General features: G+C 40.5%; 15 protein-coding genes and 1 pseudogene. 10 read left to right on the top strand and 6 right to left on the bottom strand.

All coding sequences use genetic code 11. The features are described 5' to 3' along the window. Position 1 precedes the first annotated feature (1 nt). A complete protein-coding gene (locus BUA78_RS03990) occupies positions 2–1,699 on the top strand; it encodes a sensor histidine kinase (RefSeq protein WP_084082296.1) in 1,698 nt (565 codons plus the stop codon). A 341-nt stretch (positions 1,700–2,040) separates the two neighbouring features. Then, positions 2,041–2,600, top strand: a pseudogene (locus tag BUA78_RS21005) (NADPH-dependent FMN reductase). Positions 2,601–2,733: 133 nt separating this feature from the next. Here the strand turns inward: BUA78_RS21005 and pdxR are convergent. Beyond that, the gene (pdxR, locus tag BUA78_RS03980) at positions 2,734–4,134 is read right to left on the bottom strand and encodes a MocR-like pyridoxine biosynthesis transcription factor PdxR (RefSeq protein ID WP_072911157.1); all 1,401 of its coding nucleotides are present in this window, start codon (positions 4,132–4,134) and stop codon (positions 2,734–2,736) included. A 120-nt stretch (positions 4,135–4,254) separates the two neighbouring features. On the opposite strand from pdxR, the gene pdxS reads away from it, so the two are divergent. The 8 genes from pdxS to BUA78_RS03940 all read left to right on the top strand — a co-directional run bounded on the left by pdxS (position 4,255) and on the right by BUA78_RS03940 (position 12,003). Beyond that, a complete protein-coding gene (gene pdxS, locus BUA78_RS03975; protein WP_072911155.1) occupies positions 4,255–5,130 on the top strand; it encodes a pyridoxal 5'-phosphate synthase lyase subunit PdxS in 876 nt (291 codons plus the stop codon). Beyond that, complete coding sequence (gene pdxT, locus BUA78_RS03970; RefSeq protein WP_072911154.1) at positions 5,130–5,711, top strand: pyridoxal 5'-phosphate synthase glutaminase subunit PdxT; 582 nt, start codon at positions 5,130–5,132, stop codon at positions 5,709–5,711. The genes pdxS and pdxT overlap by 1 nt, the downstream gene beginning before the upstream one ends. A gap of 215 nt (positions 5,712–5,926) precedes the next feature. Beyond that, entirely contained in the window at positions 5,927–6,457 is a 531-nt protein-coding gene (locus BUA78_RS03965; protein ID WP_072911152.1) for a nitroreductase family protein, read from the top strand. A gap of 69 nt (positions 6,458–6,526) precedes the next feature. Further along, complete coding sequence (locus tag BUA78_RS03960; protein WP_072911151.1) at positions 6,527–6,916, top strand: iron chaperone; 390 nt, start codon at positions 6,527–6,529, stop codon at positions 6,914–6,916. A 148-nt stretch (positions 6,917–7,064) separates the two neighbouring features. Next, positions 7,065–7,613: a helix-turn-helix domain-containing protein gene (locus BUA78_RS03955; RefSeq protein WP_072911149.1), complete on the top strand. Its 549-nt coding sequence runs from the start codon at positions 7,065–7,067 to the stop codon at positions 7,611–7,613. A 108-nt stretch (positions 7,614–7,721) separates the two neighbouring features. After that, entirely contained in the window at positions 7,722–10,091 is a 2,370-nt protein-coding gene (locus BUA78_RS03950) for a glycyl radical protein (RefSeq protein WP_072911148.1), read from the top strand. 74 nt (positions 10,092–10,165) lie between these two features. Continuing rightward, positions 10,166–11,071: a glycyl-radical enzyme activating protein gene (locus BUA78_RS03945; RefSeq protein WP_072911146.1), complete on the top strand. Its 906-nt coding sequence runs from the start codon at positions 10,166–10,168 to the stop codon at positions 11,069–11,071. Between the two features lie 122 nt (positions 11,072–11,193). Next, on the top strand, positions 11,194–12,003 hold the full coding sequence (locus BUA78_RS03940; protein WP_338011600.1) for a metallophosphoesterase: 810 nt from the start codon (positions 11,194–11,196) through the stop codon (positions 12,001–12,003). Between the two features lie 206 nt (positions 12,004–12,209). Here the strand turns inward: BUA78_RS03940 and BUA78_RS03930 are convergent, their stop codons facing one another. The 5 genes from BUA78_RS03930 to BUA78_RS03910 form a co-directional block, all read right to left on the bottom strand. After that, entirely contained in the window at positions 12,210–12,650 is a 441-nt protein-coding gene (locus tag BUA78_RS03930) for an NUDIX domain-containing protein (protein ID WP_072911143.1), read from the bottom strand. A 247-nt stretch (positions 12,651–12,897) separates the two neighbouring features. Then, positions 12,898–14,838 carry a methyl-accepting chemotaxis protein gene (locus BUA78_RS03925; protein ID WP_072911142.1) on the bottom strand — a complete coding sequence of 647 codons (1,941 nt, stop codon included), beginning with the start codon at positions 14,836–14,838 and terminating at the stop codon, positions 12,898–12,900. A 533-nt stretch (positions 14,839–15,371) separates the two neighbouring features. Continuing rightward, positions 15,372–16,763, bottom strand: a complete 1,392-nt coding sequence (locus BUA78_RS03920; protein WP_072911140.1) for a nucleoside recognition domain-containing protein — start codon at positions 16,761–16,763, stop codon at positions 15,372–15,374. Continuing rightward, on the bottom strand, positions 16,760–17,548 hold the full coding sequence (locus BUA78_RS03915) for a FeoB small GTPase domain-containing protein (RefSeq protein WP_072911139.1): 789 nt from the start codon (positions 17,546–17,548) through the stop codon (positions 16,760–16,762). Before BUA78_RS03915 ends, BUA78_RS03920 begins: the two co-directional genes overlap by 4 nt. A 3-nt stretch (positions 17,549–17,551) precedes the next feature. Next, positions 17,552–17,821 (bottom strand): FeoA family protein, encoded by a 270-nt coding sequence (locus tag BUA78_RS03910; RefSeq protein ID WP_072911137.1) that lies wholly within the window; start codon positions 17,819–17,821, stop codon positions 17,552–17,554. Positions 17,822–17,992 lie beyond the last annotated feature (171 nt).

Raw genomic sequence — 17,992 nt, 5'->3', positions numbered from 1 at the left:
ATTGAAAAAGAACAAAACAAAGCAGACCATATATATACGTACCTTGGCTGCCTTATTAGCTGCTTATCTGGTGCTAATGACCGGTTTTAGCATATTACTGATATTTCAAGAAAAGAAAATGAAGGGCTTGGAACTCCGAACATTCGCTTTACGAGTTAATAGTACTATTGAAAGCACCCTACAAGATGCCATTGATAGCAATAATCAAGTTACTGATATTGCAAAGGTAAAAAAGCAATTCGTCAGAAATTCTCCCTTTTTCACCGATTTAGGGACAGAACTGGCGATCTTTACGGGCGATTACAAGCTGATTTTTAATACAAACGATAACTGGTTAGGCAGCTACACAGAGTATAGCGAAGGCAGCAAACATTATATTGGATACGGATATGTAAAGCCGAAGGATTGGTTTGACGAAAAATCGGTAACGGAGCTTGAAAATTATTTATATGCTGAACCAAAGGCTAAAAAGGTAGGAGATTTGGCAGGGTATTTACTTAATATTGAAGGCTTTTGGCTTGATGATGAAATGATTATTCCTGATAAAATAAGTGTTACTCCCATGTATGCTCATAGCTTTGATGATCATGGGGAAGTAAAGTCAAGTGGTGGAACAAGGCAAAACAATCTTATCTATACTTCAAACTATAAAAATACCAATGATTTACCATATTTTGAGCATGGCAGCATCCAGCCTGCCAATAACAGCGATGGCAATGATGAAAGACAGGCGAAGCTACGTAATATGGTACTGAATAAAGAAAAGTTAAGAGAGGCTGTTAAGCATTATACGGGGGATATTTCTTATGAAAGAGTAAATCCGGTAACATACCGCTATTACCTACCGATACCTTATCAGAATACTATAAAAGAGACGAACGACCAAAATAATTATAGTGAATTCTGGACAGTTTTTGCCCGGGAAGTTAATCTTCTGGATCAATGTGCTGGTACATTGACTTTTGTGTGGTTGAGTTGCTTTATAACCTTTTTTGCAGCAGCCTTGATTCTTTCAGAACAAACCTATAAAACCTATCAAAAGAGAGAAGAGCTTGAAAAACATCGGAATGAAATAACAAATGCTTTAGCTCATGATTTGAAAACACCTTTAAGCATTATTTCAGGGTATGCACAAAACCTTATGGAAAATGTTCATACAGAGAAAAGGGAGTACTATGCAGGTAATATCCAGGCTAATGTAAACCGTATGGACAAGATAATTCGAGAAATGCTTGAATTGTCAAGATTAGAATCTGATAGGTTGCTAATAAAATTCGAGGATGTATCCCTTGGTGAAGTGTGTGCTAAAATAACGAATCGTTACAGTCAAGTTTGTCATGATAAACACATAATGACGAGTCTCGAAGGTGATGCGGTTATCAAGGCGGATAATTCTTTAATTGAAAGAGTTATTGATAATTTTTTTGTCAATGCACTTGATAGTACTCCTGAGGGTGGATCAATTCGTATAAGAATATTTGACACTACACTTGAATTTTACAATAGCGGCAGCCACATCCCGGAAGAAAAGATAAACGAAATATGGCTGCCTTACAGAAAAGCGGAGGTTTCACGCAGTAAGACAAAGGGTACAGGGCTTGGACTTTCCATTTCACGTACAATTCTGGAAGTACATAAATTTTCGTATGGTGTTAAAAATAGCAAGGATGGGGTAGTATTCTGGTTTAAATTTGTTTAGATATAAACAAACTTCTAAAAACAAGGAAATAAGAGTTGGTATTGATAGGCTTCCCTTAAGAAGAGATGGAGGCAAAGGGTTATAGATTACGTAAGTTATTGACTGAGGCAGAAGTTAGCAGGTACAAATCTGGGATAAATAAGCCAATTATAGGAATATAGTAAACGCCAGGCTAAAAACTAGATATTGATTGCAGCCAATTTGTGGAGCATTGGCTCATTCAATGAATTGCCTGATGATTAAAAGCGAAACTAGATGAGGAAAAATATAGCTTTATATCTTTACAAGAACAAAAAATGGGTTGATACTGGAATAAATTAATCGCGTAAGGAGGAAAATAAATGGAAAATACTACGATAATGTTAATTGTGGGATCTCTGCGGAAGGACTCTTTTAATCTTCAACTTGCCAAAGAGGCGGAAAAATATATAAAAGATAAAGCAAGTGTTGAAATATTAGATTATAGTGAGGTTCCTCTTTTTAATCAGGACATTGAATATCCAGCTCCGGCAAAGGTTAAAGAAATAAGAGAAAAGGTTAAAGAGGCCGACGGCATTTGTTTTTTACACCAGAATACAATCATTTCTTCCCTGGGGTGCTGAAAAATTTAATTGATTGGCTTTCAAGGCCAATTAGCAAAACAGAAGGGCAGGTTTTAACAGGGAAGCCAGCTGCCATCAGCGGGATTTCACCGGGAATGTCTGGTACAGGGATTGCCCAGGATCATTTAGTTACCTTGCTGAGCTTTCTAAATATGGATATTATGAATCTGCCTCGTCTAACCATCCCAAATGCCATGCAACAGGTGAATCAAGATGGGAAACTAGAGCTAACCACAAGCGCTCCATATTTAATCAAACAAGCAGATGCTTTTCTTGCTTTTATTAGAAATAGGAAATAATATCGGCACCCGCCGTATGACCCACCTGTAACAGAGTGGGTCTTTTTGCGCTGATTTCGTTCACGGTGGGAATGTAAATGATTACCGTGGTCAAGAGGGAAAATAAGACGGTTTCACCCCAAGATGTTGATATTTACATGAATACCTTTATCAGGCGTTGCATGGCCTCTTCCGTTTTATCATACTCGATGCCGGAATAATTGACGATGATAACGCCGTCCTCCTGCCTTGAGGAATCATAGAAATAATTAGATAGGCAGGATAGTCGTATGCCTTGCTTATTCGCTGTTTTGACAATCGCCTCGTCACTCATGTTGGTCTGTATTTTCATAAGGAAATGAAGGCCCGAATCTTCTTCTAATATTGTGATTCTATCTCGTAAAGGACTGCACTTTAACAAGTGAATGACTGAGTCTCTTTGTCTTTTATAGTAATAACGCATCCTATTGATGTGGCGTTCAAAGTACCCATTGGCTATAAATTTAGCTAAGGTAAATTGTTCAAAGCTTGGTACGGTACAGGAATAAAAATGGAAATCTTCTCTGTATTTATTCATTAAATGCGGCGGCAAAACCATGAAGCTAATGCGGATGGAGGGGGCGATGCTTTTGCTAAAGGTATTAATGTAAATCACTTTCTCGTTGACATCAATACTTTGCAGGGTTTGCACGGGTTTTCCTGAGAAACGGAACTCGCTATCATAATCATCCTCCAAGATATAGCGCCCATCCTTTTTATTTGCCCATATCAGGAGCTCTTGTCGTCGTTTGATCGGCATAACAATACCGGTAGGGAAATGATGGGAAGGCGATATGTGCACGATATCCGCAGCAGAAGCCTCTAATTCCTTGAGAGATAGGCCACTATTATCCATACCGATAAATACACATGAGGCATCATTACTTTTATAGATCTTAGCCATTTTGGGATAACCAGGATCTTCAATTGCATAAATACGATTTCTCCCGAATAGCTGAATGATCAGGCTGTAGAGATATTCGGTCCCGGCACCGATAACAATTTGTTGGGGAAGCACAGAAATGCCACGAAAACGGTATAAGTGGTCTGCAATGGCCTTTCTCAGTTCTTCAATGCCGTTGTATGGCGTAGCCTCCAGCAAATGAGCAGCTTGTTCGGATAAGGTTTCACGCATTAATTTTGCCCAGGTCGAGAAAGGAAATTTACCAGAACAGATATTATTGGATTGAAAATCAAAAATATATCCGTCTTTGGCAGCAGCGTGAACAAATTGCTTTTTCACAGGAGAAACCACCGGATCGGGTAATGTGTCGTGCAATGGGCTGACGAAATATCCTTTCTTCTCAATGGCGTAAATGTATCCTTCCAGTATTAACTGTGCATAGGCGTTTTCTACTGAAATCACACTGATCTTTAAGTGTTGTGCAAGATTACGCTTAGAAGGTAGTTTCTCGTCAGGTTTTAAAATGCCGCTCAGAATATCTTTTTTAATATAGTTGTAAAGGCAAATATATAAAGGCAGTTTGCCTTTACTATTAAAATCATAGGTTAGCATCCAACTCATCTCCCTATCTGGTCTTATTAATATATATCAATTTGGATATTTCAACAATACCTCTTTCAGTTATACTTATGACATTGAGGAAATTCATTCATACGAAGGAGGAATTATACGGTGGAAGATAACCGTTACAATTTGAACAAGGAGCTTGCGCAAATGCTTAAAGGCGGTGTCATTATGGATGTCACGACACCGGAGCAGGCGAAAATCGCAGAAGAAGCCGGAGCTTGTGCCGTTATGGCGTTGGAGCGTATTCCGGCTGATATCCGAGCTGCCAGCGGGGTTGCCAGAATGAGTGATCCCAAAATGATTCGGGGCATCCAGGCGGCAGTAAGCATACCTGTGATGGCTAAAGTAAGGATAGGACATTTTGTGGAAGCGCAAATATTGGAAGCCTTGGAGATCGATTATGTCGATGAGAGTGAGGTTTTGTCGCCCGCAGATGACACCCATCATATTGACAAAAGTAAATTTAAGGTTCCTTTTGTTTGCGGTGCCAGAGATTTAGGGGAGGCTCTGCGCAGAATCCAGGAGGGCGCAGCGATGATTCGTACCAAAGGAGAACCCGGTACGGGTGATATTATTCAGGCTGTGCGTCATATGAGGAAAATTAATGCCGATATGCGCCGGGTGCAAACCCTTTTAGCGGATGAACTGTATGAGGCTGCCAAGAATTTGGCTGTGCCCTATGAGCTTTTAAAATATGTGCATGAGCATGGCAAGCTGCCGGTGGTCAACTTTGCTGCGGGCGGTATTGCCACCCCCGCGGATGCCGCGTTAATGATGCAGCTTGGTGCGGAAGGCGTATTTGTCGGGTCGGGAATTTTCAAATCGGGAAATCCTGCGAAAAGAGCTAACGCCATCGTAAAGGCTGTTACCAATTATCAGGACGCAGAGATGCTTGCCGCACTGTCCGAAGATCTTGGCGAAGCCATGGTCGGCATTAACGAAAGTGAAATTGAGTTACTGATGTCGGAGCGTGGAAAATAATGATAATTGGTGTTTTAGCTGTACAGGGTGCCTTTATCGAACACCGGAACATGCTTGATATGCTGGGTGTAAATAGTATGGAAATCCGAAATAAAATGGATTTGTCTAAGTCTTTCGACGGCATCATTTTGCCGGGCGGCGAAAGTACCGTGATGGGGAAATTGCTCTGTGATTTAGATATGATCGATGATATACGACAATACATTAGCAAGGGCATGCCTGTTTTTGGAACCTGTGCAGGAATGATTCTGCTTGCCAAAACAATTGTCAACAGTCCGATGAAGCATTTGGGAACGATGGATATTTCAGTTGTTCGTAATGCCTATGGCAGACAGTTGGGCAGCTTTAACGCCGTAGCTTCTTTTCATGGAGAAGGAGAAAAACAAATCCCCATGCCGTTTATTCGCGCGCCATATATTGAAAGTGTGGGTGAGGATGTCAATGTTCTTTCTCGGATAAATGGCAGGATCGTCGCGGCACAACAGGGTCGCCAATTAGTCACTTCCTTTCATCCAGAACTTACAAAGGATCCCTTGGTACATCGGCATTTTCTGAAACTGGTAAAAGATTACTTACAATAAAATCTGTATAGAAGAATCTAAGGGCATCGGGATGCATAATCCTGATGCCCTTGTTTTTTGGCACCAGGTAAAAAATTGCAGGGGTATGTTAATACTAACCTAAAGGATAGTATCTAACGAAAAGGTACGTGCTTGAATATAATTCTATTAGAATATATACTTTGCATTATAAAGTTACGTGTAGATATTTAAAATAATATTGGAGGTAATTTAATATGGACTTTTTAGAATTAGCAAAACAGCGTTACTCTGTTAGAAAGTTTACTCATAAAAAAGTCGAACAGGAAAAAGTGGATTTGATTTTGGAGGCTGGCAGGGTCGCTCCAACTGCTGTAAATTATCAGCCGCAGCGGATCCTTGTACTTGATAGTGAGGACAGCCTAAATAAAATGAGAGACTGTACTCCCTATCGTTTCCATGAAACTTTGGCTATACTGATTTGCTATGACCAAACGGTGAGCTGGAAAAGAAAATACGATGGCAAGGACAGCGGAGATATTGATGCAAGCATTGTTGCCACGCACATGATGTTAGAAGCTACTAATTTAGGATTAGGTTCTACCTGGGTTGGACATTTTGATCCGACAGCAATCAGAGAAAAGTTTGCTTTGCCGGAAAGCATTGTCCCGGTCGCAATATTGCTTCTTGGCTACCCCCATGAGGAGGCAACCCCCCATGCATTTCATAATGCACGTTTTGAAAAGAGTAAAACGGTATTCTACAATGTATTTCCGTCTGTAGATTGAGTGTATAGCCATAACTCTTGCCATGCAATCTTTTGAAAATTGATTTAATGAATGAATTAAGGAGAAAACATGGATAGCAATAAAATTACCTATGAGTCAATTGATGAATACATTTTACAGTTTTCCCCGGAGGTTCAGGAAATACTAAAAATGTTAAGAAAAGTCATAAAAGAGTCTGCACCGGATGCAGAGGAAAAGATCAGTTATCAAATGCCTACCTTTGCGTTGCATGGGAATCTGGTGCATTTCGCTGCCTATAAAAATCATATAGGGTTTTACCCAACTCCTAGCGGGATTGATGCCTTTAAACGTGAATTATCGGAATATAAAGGGGCAAAAGGATCCGTGCAATTTCCTCTAGAAAAGCCACTACCTTATGGATTAATAAGCGACATAGTAAAATTTAGAGTTGCTGAGAATATAAAAAAAGCAAAAGGTAAATTAAGAAGGAAGAAGTAATTCCACTCCTCATATTTTACAGATATTTAAAAGTATGCAATAACGCATAAAATACAATATAATAGTATTGATGGGATAACCGCTGAACTATTTTTATAAAATCACGAGGGTCAGTACATTTTCTACGTGTGAAGAAAGGTTGATATAATTGATAGACCCAACCTCTAATATAGGTGCTGTTTTAAAAAGGGTTCGCTTTCAAAGAGACTTGACTTTGGAAGATACATCGAATCTAACTGGGGTAAGTAAGGCCATGCTTGGTCAAATTGAAAGAGGTGAATCAAACCCCACGATATCAACGTTATGGAAGATTTCCACTGGGTTACGAATTTCATTTTCTGAGCTATTAGGCAGTGAAACCTATAATTACGATCCAATATCAATAAATGATCTTGAGCCAGTATTTGAATTAGAGGAGAAAATGATATTATATAATGTATTTCCTTATAACCCAATATCTGGTTTTGAATATTTTTACATTCGATTACTTCCTGGCGCGAAACATGTGTCTATGCCCCATAATAATTCAACGGAAGAATATATTGTGGTAACGCAAGGCACTTTAGTGCAAACTGTTGAAGACCAAAGCTTCGAACTTAGTGCTCCGGCAGCATTAGCCTTCAAATCGAATAAGCACCACACGTATAGTAATCCTTATGACACTGAAGTAGTCTTTCAAAATATAGTTAAGTATTAAAATTGAACCGGAATGCACTGGCGTTCTGGATTAATTTTAGGAACCTTGACCGTTAAGACAAACAAAAAACGTTAAAACATATCCGGGTCAAAATGAAAGGGGATAATTATGCTTACAGAAAGAATTGAATCAGCTAGACAGCATTATATTAATGCCAAGCCGGTGATTTCTTACCAAAGAGCCAGGATTTGGACAGAGTCTCACAAGAATACAGAGGGTGAAGCAACAGCGATCAGAAGGGCGAAAGCTTTCAGAGACACTTGTGAACAGTTGGACGTTACTATTTTTGAGGGAGAGTTGATAGTCGGCGTTGTTGGTGAATTTAGAAAATGTGGTATTTTAACGCCTGAGTTCTCGTGGACCTGGGTAGATCGGGAAATGGATGATTTCGATAAAAGAGTTCAAGACCCATATATCATAACAGATGAGCAAAGGGCCTTCGTTAGAAAAAATATATTTCCTTATTGGCAAGGAAAATCTTTAGAAGAAGCTTTTTTGGCGCAATTACCGGCAGAAACGGCCAAGGTTGCAGTTGATACTGGTTTTATTGATAATGATTCTAAATGGCGGCAAGCTGTCGGTGAAATAACACCTGATTATCAGGATGTTCTATTCAAAAAAGGCTTTAGCGGCATCATTAGAGAGGCGAAAGAACATCTGGCAGAGCTATCCCTTACATCATCAGAAGATATGAAGAAAAGAGATTTTTATCAGTCAATTATCATTACTTCTAAAGGGATTATTACCCTGGCCCAGAGATATGCTAAAAAAGCTGAAGAAATGGCCGCATTAGAAAATAATGCAATCAGGAAAGAAGAACTCTTAAAGATCGCGACAATATGTAGTAAAATACCGGAAAATCCACCTACTACCTTTTATGAAGCAATTCAATTTGTCTGGTTTACGCAACTTGGCGGCATCCTATCTGAAAATCCCCTGGCACTTAATGTGGGGAGATTTGACCAATTTATGCTTCCCTACTTTAAAGCTGATCTGGCTAAGGGCATAATGACGAAAGATCAGCTGCAGGAACTCATTGACTCTCTTTGGCTCAAGCTTTCTGAATGGGTGTGGACAATCTCAGCCAATACCGCTGAGTTTTTCGCAGGATACAATCAATTTCAAAACCTAACAGTGGGTGGGAAAACAAGAGAAGGAAAAGATGCCACCAATGATCTTTCTTATATGTGTTTACAAGCCACGGAAAGGGTAAAGACGCACCAACCGGGTTTAAGTGTGAGAATTCATCAAGATTGTCCCAGTCAATTTTTAGAGGCGGTAACCCATTTGGTCAGTAAAGGCACTGGCTTTCCGGCCATCCATAACGATAATGCGGGCTATCAAATGCTCATCAATGCCGGTTATGAGCCAGAGGATGCCAGAGACTGGAACAACTGTGGTTGCGTAGTACCTCATTTTCGTAAAACAGGCGAATGGACGTCCGCCGTCAATATCAACTTTACGGCAGCCTTAGAATTTGCCTTAAACCAAGGCAAAAGCAGGATTACCGGTGAAAAAATAGGTTTGGACGAAAAAGACCCAATCAGCTTTGAATCCTATGAAGAAGTTGAAGAAGCCTTCTATAGACAGTTTAGTAATTTAATTAAACACTCCATTATCGCCACTTTGGTAGCACAAAAACTCCACCAGGAGATGGTTCCCAGACCCTTCTTATCAGCTTGTATAGAAGAATGTCTGACTAAGGGAAAAGACCTGGTTGATGCCGGGGCAAAATACAACTTAGGGCCGGTTCTTACGGGGATTGGTCTGGCTGTTACCTCTAACTCTTTGGCTGTTATCAAGAAACTCGTATTTGAAGATAAAGTTACCACTATGGAAACTTTAATTCAGGCCCTCAATGCCAATTGGCAGGGGTACGAAGAGTTAAGACAATTAGCGCTAGCTGTTTCCAAGTATGGCAATGATCTGGACTATGTGGATGATATTGCTATTAAAATGGCTAATTATTATTACAAAGAAGGACACAAATATCAAGACATTAATGGCAACAATTTTAACACCGCTTTTATGGGCATTTCTAATTACCTGCCAACCGGTAAGGTTGTTGGTGCTACTCCCTGCGGCAGAAAAGCAAAGGAACCTTTGTCCGAAGGGGTATCGCCCTTTGCTGGGTCCGATACGTCTACTCCCTTGGCCGCCATGCGTTCAGCGGCAAAACTTAATCAGGATGTACATTCCGGAGGAACGTTATTAAACTTACGATTAAATGAAGATTTAGTAAATACGAAAAGGGGTCAGAGTAACTTAGGCTCCATGATCCAATCCTTCTTTGCTCTAGGGGCATTCCATGTTCAGTTTAATACAATATCTACTGAAACATTGCGTAAAGCTCAAAAGAACCCGGAAGATTACAAAGATTTATTAGTTAGGGTGGCCGGATATAGTACACAATTTGTTAATTTATCTAGGTCAATGCAGGATGCCATCATTGCCAGAACAGCCCATGAAAATTATTAATATGAAAGTAAAGACATGGCTTAACAAAGGCCTTGTCTTTACTTTAACGCCCGTTTTTTAGTAGGGAGGCCTATATGAACAGCATAAGTGGAAATTTTATGCAATTACAAAATTTTTCTGTCAATGATGGCAATGGGATCAGAACAATTATTTTTTTTGCCGGTTGCCCCCTTAAATGTCAGTGGTGTTCTAATCCGGAAAGTCAGACAAATCTCAACAAAATTGCCTACTATGATAAGACCTGCATAGGATGTGGCCGGTGTGTTCAAGTATGTCCCCATGGAGTGGGTATTCATTTAAACCATTCTCTGGAACGAAAACAATGCAAAGCCTGTGGCCTTTGCGTGAATGCCTGCCCCACAAGTAGTAGAAAAAATTTAATTTTCCATTATAATAGTGAACAAATACTAGAAATAATTGAAAAGCAAAAAATATTTTATAGATATTCAGGGGGCGGGGTCACCTTTTCCGGCGGTGAGGCAACCCTACAAGCAGATATGCTAAGAGAACTTGTATCTAAACTTTACGATAAGGCGATAGATTTAGCGCTGGAAACATCCGGCTATTTTAATTTTGACGAAGTGAAAGACATATTAGAAAAATTAAATTTAATCTTTGTAGATATAAAACACATGGACGAAAATAAACACAGATTTTATTCAGGGATTGGCAACGAAAGAATATTAAAGAATATATCTAGGCTTAATGAATTGAAAGTACCCGTGGTAGTTCGCATACCGGTAATTGATGGGGTGAATTCCGATCTAGAGAATATTAGAAACACTGCTAAATTTGTTAAAGCCAATATAGATACAGCAAAATTAGAGTTACTACCCTATCATTCATTTGGCGATAGCAAATATGAAGCTCTTGGTTTGGCAAAGCCATCCAGGCAGTGGAAAACTCCCTCACCGGAATATTTAAGCGAGTTATGCAAAATAGTTCAAAAGGAAGGGATTGAGGTTGTGAGTTATAAATAAATTGATAGGTTTTTTGATTTCCAAAACTTGTGGATATGGATGCGTTAGGAAGCTTTAGGAATTCTCAGACGTTAGATGCCATGCTGCTATCTGGCGGAGTGGAATTTAAAGGAGGATATTTGTTGATAGAAATTTCACGGCGATCCTTTATCTTAGGTAGTGCCTTAGCTTTACTATCTTACTCACTACTAGAAGTGAATTTTCTTTTAGTCAAGAAGTACACTATCTTAGTAAAAGGTTTATCCCCAGCTTTTGATGGGTTCACAATCTTACACTTAAGCGACCTGCATAATAAGGAATTTGGGCATAAGCAGGAAAAGCTTTTAAATCTAATCAACAAGCAGGAGTTTCATTTGGTAGCAATAACAGGAGATTTGGTAGATAAAAGGAATCCCAGGGTTATGCCAGGTATTCATTTAGTCGAAAAGCTTAGCCATAAACCTGTTTATTTTGTTCCTGGTAACCATGATTGGTGGAATGGCTTTAAATTTAGAGAACAACTTATAGAATCAGGTGTTAAAATCCTCGAAAACCAAGCTGAAAAATTCAGTTTAAACGGGGAACATTTTTGGGTTGTTGGAGTGGATGATCCGTACCTGGGAAGAGATAATTTGGGTCAAGCTTTATTGAATGTTAATGATGCGGCTCCTAAAATATTATTAGCTCATGCTCCCAACATCTATGATGCTGCAATTAAATCCGGGATTGATCTGGTTATGGTGGGACACACTCATGGGGGACAAGTCCGTCTACCCATCTTGGGTGCAATCGTTATTCCTGGACAGGACCTTTTTCCAAAGCTGGATTACGGGTTATTTACTTCTGGAAAGACATCAATGATCATTAATGGAGGCTTGGGAGAAAGCGTGTTACCCATTAGGTTCAATATGAAGCCGGAGATTGTATTACTTACTCTTAGGACTGATCAGTAGTTATTGGTTCATTATTGTTGTTTTTTCTTTGGCTGACCGGAGCTATTTCCGCAACGAAATTCCAAGCTTGTAAATAATCTTCAGAAGTTGGACGCATCGGGAACTGTTCGCAACTGGAAAACAATTACCAAACTTCAGGCACTAGCAAACCCCAGAGCAGATAACTGATAAATTAGTTTTACTGGTAATGATCCTTTTCATATGAATTAGCGGATAAAAGATTGTGCTGTCGGAGTAAGAGCATCTGTCAGCCAGTGGGGATGCATTTTTAAAATATTTGCTGGTAAACGATCACAGGGAAAATAACGTAAATCCAGTGTTTCCGATGAAATCACTGAAAGTTCTCCACCTATTACCTTAGCTTGAAAACAACAGGTTACAAAATGAGTTACGCGGCCATCCGGGTATTGGAAAACCTGGGAACTGGGGTCAGAGTAGACCCCAATTAACCGAAGTATTTTAACTTGCAGACCTGTTTCTTCTAATATTTCTCTGATAGCAGCATTTTTAACTGTTTCTCCAGGTTCCACATGTCCAGAAGGTATTCCCCAGAGGTTTACATCAGCCCTCTTTTGTAGTAATACCTCACCTTCCTTATTAAATATAACGATAGCTACTCCCGGACGAATCTCCTTAACTTCAGCCATATGCACGTTCCTCCTTAAAAAATAAAGGCCCGAGAAGAAAGATTCAGCGCACAAAAAATACGCCGAACCTTCCCCCTCGGGCCTTTTATGCCAATAGGTGCCTCCTGCCGCAGCAGGATCTGTAGCCCTCGGTCACAACCCTTAACTCTAAGGTGGAACCCTAGCTACCCCATCCCGGTTCATGGGCTTATTAGTTAATTATAGCAGATTCTAGAATGAATATATAAAAGTTAATAATGTGTTTTTGTTAAACTTTAAACCGGCCTATCAGGGCGTTTAATTCTTCCGAAAGGTGGGATAAAGACTCAGCAGAAGCTGAGACTTCCTCCATAATGGCAGTTTGTTCCTCTGTGGCCGCGGCAACATTCTGCACCCCGCCAGACATCTGTTCTACAGCTGATGCTACTTCCTTTACTTCTAATGATAGTTCCTGTACTGAGCCAATGATTTCTTTAAAGTTTTCCCCAACTTCTCCGACTACTCGGGTACCGACCTCAACCTCTTTACCACTTTCCTCCATATTTACTACGGCTTTTTGTGATTCAAGCTGAATGGCATGAATTAAAGTATAAATCTCTTTGGCCGCGCTGGCTGATTGCTCGGCTAATTTCCTTACTTCTTCCGCTACTACGGCAAATCCACGACCCTGCTCGCCGGCCCGGGCTGCCTCAATAGCGGCGTTTAAGGCCAACAGGTTGGTCTGGTCGGCAATACTGGTTATTAATTCAACAATTTTATTAATCTCATGGGATTTTTTATTTAACCCATCAATGGAATCCGATACTACAACGGCCTTACTAGTAATAGCCCGCATTTGTTCAATGATCCGGCTAATACCCTTAGAACCCTCGCTAGCCTGTTCGGTTGCCGTTTGGGTTAATGTGGAAACCTCCTGGATGTTGGCGTTGACGTGATCAACTACGGAGGAGATTTCTGTCATGGTGGCCGAAGTCTCAGTGGCACTGGCTGATGTTTCCGTGGCGCTGGAATTTAATACTTGGGATGAACTGGTCACAGTGTTGGCTTTGTTCATTATTTCCACGACAATTTGACGCATTTGGCTGACCATCTGACTAAAAGCACCTGCTAACTTGCCAATCTCGTCATTAGAGTGAATACTGATGTTTGTTGTCAAATCCCCCTCGGCAACTTTTTCTGCAGCAGAAGCAAGCCTGCTTATCGGGCGACTAATCGAGCGGGCCAGCAACAAGGCTGCAAATAACGATAGTATCACCAATATCACACCTACGTTGATGGCACGGGTCATCGTAGTCCGGATCGGTGCAAACGCTTCATCGGGGTCTTGGACAACGATAATACCCCATCCCGTTTTGCCTACAGGCTTATACGAGGTTAAAAACTCCTTTTTTTCAAAGGGATCTGTGAGCAAAGCCGTTCCCGATTCACCTTTCATGACCCTTTGAACCGCGGGTGTTTTAGATAAGTCCCGGATCTCCTTGATGATGTCAAAATTCTTATAGGCTGCCAGTACACCTTTTTGGTCCACCAGATAAACATAACCGGTTTTACCAATGGTTAATGTACTGCATAATTCACTGAGTTTCTCCAAGGTCAATGCACCCATCCAGACAGCGGCTATCTCACCCTGGTCGTTAATAATTGGGTGGGAAATCGCAATGACTGGTTTTTGCAGCGATGAGCTTACATAAACCTCTGATATATGGGTATTTCTCTTGGCTACCGCCTGTTTAAACCAGTCGCGAAAGCCAAAATCTAATCTTTGCAGATCCAGTTGGTAGTCCCAGGGTTCAATCACAATATTATTACCCACATCGCCTGTAACCTGCTCCATGTAACCAAATTGTCCGTAGTGTTTTAATACGTAATTAATAACATCCCTCTTGGGCCGGTCAACTTCCTGGGGCACTCCTTTGATGTCCTCTCTGATTAATCCGATGGAAGACACGTCCTTTACGGCTGGCAGCTGGGCTGTCATTCTAACTACGCCCATGGCATCGTTGAAATATTGTTCAACCTGTGCTCCAAATGCATTCGCCATCATCATTTGTTCATTTTGTATTTCTTTTTCCAAAGCACTACGCATTGTCGTAAGGTAAGAGTAACTTAGCAGGCTGACAGAAACAATAACCCCTAAGATAAAAAATATTGTGATCTTAACTTGTAATCCCATCGTAAATTTGACCTTTATTTTGTTCCACAATTTCATTTGTACTTTTCACTCCTTATCCAGCATCAGTAGCATCATTTTATTTAGCGTTGATTTATAAGTTGGTGTTACCTAGTACAAGTGTTTTTTTATCCCCAGACCACATTATAATTGCAAAAAATATGCCAATTGTTCTTAAAATCACAATTGGCAGGGGAAAAATAATATATTTTATTCTGTCTATTTGGACACTTAGCGTGGTTACAACGTTAATGTAAGCTAAAAATAGTTCTTTATGAGCTTATTTCATGATCATGATAGGTTCTTACAAGCAATAAGTATAGAAAATATATTGTGACGCTGTGGTATAGATTGTCACTATAATTATTAGCTTTATTATAAGATACAAATAGTAATCAACTAATAATTTGCTTGAATTTTCAAGCATCTTTTTGATAAACTTTTGTATCATATGATAACTTTATTTGATCATTCAAGTTGTATTTATATATCACAAAGAGAGGTTTAACCGATTAAAAAGGTTTAGCTTTAGGCTACGACAATGGCCGTGGCCTGTATACTGTCCATAAAAGTTAGACCCAACCCAGAGCTCTCACAGACTGAGCCACAAGAAAGCATATTGCACAAGCTATGCCAAGTGGCATTAGGGCAGCCAGTAGGGTCCATTTTAGACTGCCGGACTCTTTACGTATGGTCCATAGTGTAGTACCACAAGGAAAGTGCAGCAGAGAGAACAACATCATACAAACTGCCGTTAGCCAGGTCCAACCATGCTGAACGACAAAGAGATTATAAAGATCTTCAATGCTATCTAACTCGGTCATAGAGCCCGTGGCTAAATAACTCATAATTAAGATAGGAAGTACGATTTCATTGGCAGGAAGACCGAGAATAAAGGCCATCAGAATAAAACCATCCAGGCCGATAGCCTGTGCAAAGGGGTTTAACCATTGGGCGCAGTAAGCCAGAACACTTAGATCCCCCACATAAATATTAGCCAACAGCCAGGTGACTGCACCGGCAGGTGCTGCCACACAAATAGCACGGCCTAGCACAAACAGAGTACGGTCAAAGATCGAGCGAACAATGATTTTGCCAATTTGAGGCTTACGGTAGGGAGGAAGTTCCAGTGTAAAGGAGGAAGGAACTCCTTTCAGTAATGTCTTAGATAGGGTCCAGGAAACAGCTAGGGTTACGGCAATCCCCAGCAAAATGATGCCAACTACAATGGCGGTGGCACCAAAGGTACTGCCCATACCAAAAACCAAAACACCAGCCAAAGCAATTAAGGTGGGAAAGCGACCATTACAAGGAACAAAGTTATTTGTTAGCATAGCAATCATACGTTCCCGGGGAGATTCAATAATTCTGCAGGCTACAATACCCGCAGCATTACAACCAAAGCCCATGCTCATGGTTAGGGCCTGCTTGCCGTGGGCACCGGCCTTTTTAAACAGGCGATCCAGGTTAAAAGCTACCCTCGGCAGGTAACCCAAATCCTCTAGTAGGGTAAAGCATGGAAAGAAGATAGCCATTGGTGGTAGCATAACGGATATAACCCAGGCTAGGCAGCGGTAAATTCCTTCCACAAAAAAACCATGAAACCAGGCAGGAGCGTGTAAATAGTTACATAAATCAGTTAAACGGTCTTGTCCCCAAAAGAGTACATCAGCAATCATGGCAGAGGGAACATTGGCACCTGCTACGGTCAGCCAAAAGATTACGCCCAGTAATAACAACATAGAAGGGAAACCAAAGACCCTGGAGGTAAGAATATCATCCAGCTTTTTATCCCAATCAGTTTTCGGTTTTTCTTTTTGACTAACTACTTCATTTGCAATGCTTTCAGCAGCATAGTAAATACTACTGACAACGGAATCGTTGATACCGAGGGTACCATGGGGGTTGATTTTATCAACATCTGATAATATGCTGTTAAGACCAGTTCTCATGGACTGGCTCATGCCCACAGTTCACCTCCGATTTCTGTAGTAACATTCTCTTTTCGTCTTAAATATTTTTCGAGTTCTGTAAGTACGGTTTGATCTTTATCTAACAGTTTTAAGGCAAGCCAGCGGGTATTAAATTCTTCTTCACCGACTAATAATTTAATTTGTGGTTGAATTTTTTTGATCGCATTTTCAATTGAGTCATGGTATTGCACATAATAAGGCGCTGTTTTAAGGGTACCGTTAGCTACTTCGGTAACGGTTTTGACCAGCTTATCAAGCCCAATACCATCACGAGCTGCGGTTGCTACCACTGGGACACCGAGTTTAGCGGCTAAAGCATCTATATTTACGCAAATCTTTTTCCTCTTGGCCTCGTCAACAAGATTTACACATACTACAACTTTAGAGGTGATCTCAAGAACTTGTAAAACCAGATTTAGATTTCTTTCTAGGCAGGTAGCATCTACCACAACAATCGTTGCGTCTGGTTTTTGGAAGCATAGATAATCTCTGGTTACCTGTTCTTCTACTGAATTTGCTTGCAGAGAATAGGTGCCTGGTAAATCAATTAGATTAAAAACCAATCCATGATCGATATATTTGCCCTCGGCTCGTAAGACCGTTTTACCGGGCCAGTTACCGGTATGCTGATTAAGCCCGGTTAAAGCATTAAAGACGGTACTCTTACCTGTATTGGGATTACCTGCCAGGGCAATCACATAGTCAACTTTTGCAGTACTTTTCGTAAAGGTTTCCTTGTTTACTCTGGTACCACAGGATTGGTTTGTCAGACCCATGGCTTAATCCTCCTTATAGCTAATCAATATTTTTGTACTCTCTTCCTCTCTGAAGGCGATCACAGCACCTCTGATTCTAAAGGCCTTTGGGTCCCCGGTAGGACTTTCCCGCAGAGCCTCTACCTTGGTACCCGGCACCAGGCCAAGGTCCAACATTCTTCTTCTGGTGATCCCCTCTGCCTGGATGGCATTAACCAGGGCTGTTTTACCAATGGGTAAATCGTAGAGGGACATGGCATTCTCTTCTCTAAAGCCCCCGCTGTTGTTTTTCATCTGTATACCCTCCTCTTTTGTTTAAAACTTAGCCAGGGCTAACAATTTGCCGAAGAAAAATAGAGTTATTAACCCGGTCTAAGATAGTTAGTTAAAACTAAGTCATTAGCTATCACATACTATGTGAGAGTGACTTTTAGGGTAACCCTTAATAAATTATTTTTTGCTAAT

Source organism: Desulforamulus aeronauticus DSM 10349, from assembly GCF_900142375.1.
GTDB lineage: Bacteria > Bacillota > Desulfotomaculia > Desulfotomaculales > Desulfotomaculaceae > Desulfotomaculum > Desulfotomaculum aeronauticum.
This window is presented reverse-complemented; position numbering and strand designations above follow the sequence as displayed.

Excerpts from the sequence above, each read along its gene's own strand:
- pdxR (WP_072911157.1), bottom strand. The coding sequence starts at position 4,134 with ATGCTAACCTATGATTTTAATAGTAAAGGCAAACTGCCTTTATATATT.
- pdxT (WP_072911154.1), top strand. The coding sequence starts at position 5,130 with ATGATAATTGGTGTTTTAGCTGTACAGGGTGCCTTTATCGAACACCGG.
- BUA78_RS03965 (WP_072911152.1), top strand. The coding sequence starts at position 5,927 with ATGGACTTTTTAGAATTAGCAAAACAGCGTTACTCTGTTAGAAAGTTT.
- BUA78_RS03960 (WP_072911151.1), top strand. The coding sequence starts at position 6,527 with ATGGATAGCAATAAAATTACCTATGAGTCAATTGATGAATACATTTTA.
- BUA78_RS03950 (WP_072911148.1), top strand. The coding sequence starts at position 7,722 with ATGCTTACAGAAAGAATTGAATCAGCTAGACAGCATTATATTAATGCC.
- BUA78_RS03945 (WP_072911146.1), top strand. The coding sequence starts at position 10,166 with ATGAACAGCATAAGTGGAAATTTTATGCAATTACAAAATTTTTCTGTC.
- BUA78_RS03930 (WP_072911143.1), bottom strand. The coding sequence starts at position 12,650 with ATGGCTGAAGTTAAGGAGATTCGTCCGGGAGTAGCTATCGTTATATTT.
- BUA78_RS03925 (WP_072911142.1), bottom strand. The coding sequence starts at position 14,838 with ATGAAATTGTGGAACAAAATAAAGGTCAAATTTACGATGGGATTACAA.
- BUA78_RS03920 (WP_072911140.1), bottom strand. The coding sequence starts at position 16,763 with ATGAGCCAGTCCATGAGAACTGGTCTTAACAGCATATTATCAGATGTT.
- BUA78_RS03915 (WP_072911139.1), bottom strand. The coding sequence starts at position 17,548 with ATGGGTCTGACAAACCAATCCTGTGGTACCAGAGTAAACAAGGAAACC.
- BUA78_RS03910 (WP_072911137.1), bottom strand. The coding sequence starts at position 17,821 with ATGAAAAACAACAGCGGGGGCTTTAGAGAAGAGAATGCCATGTCCCTC.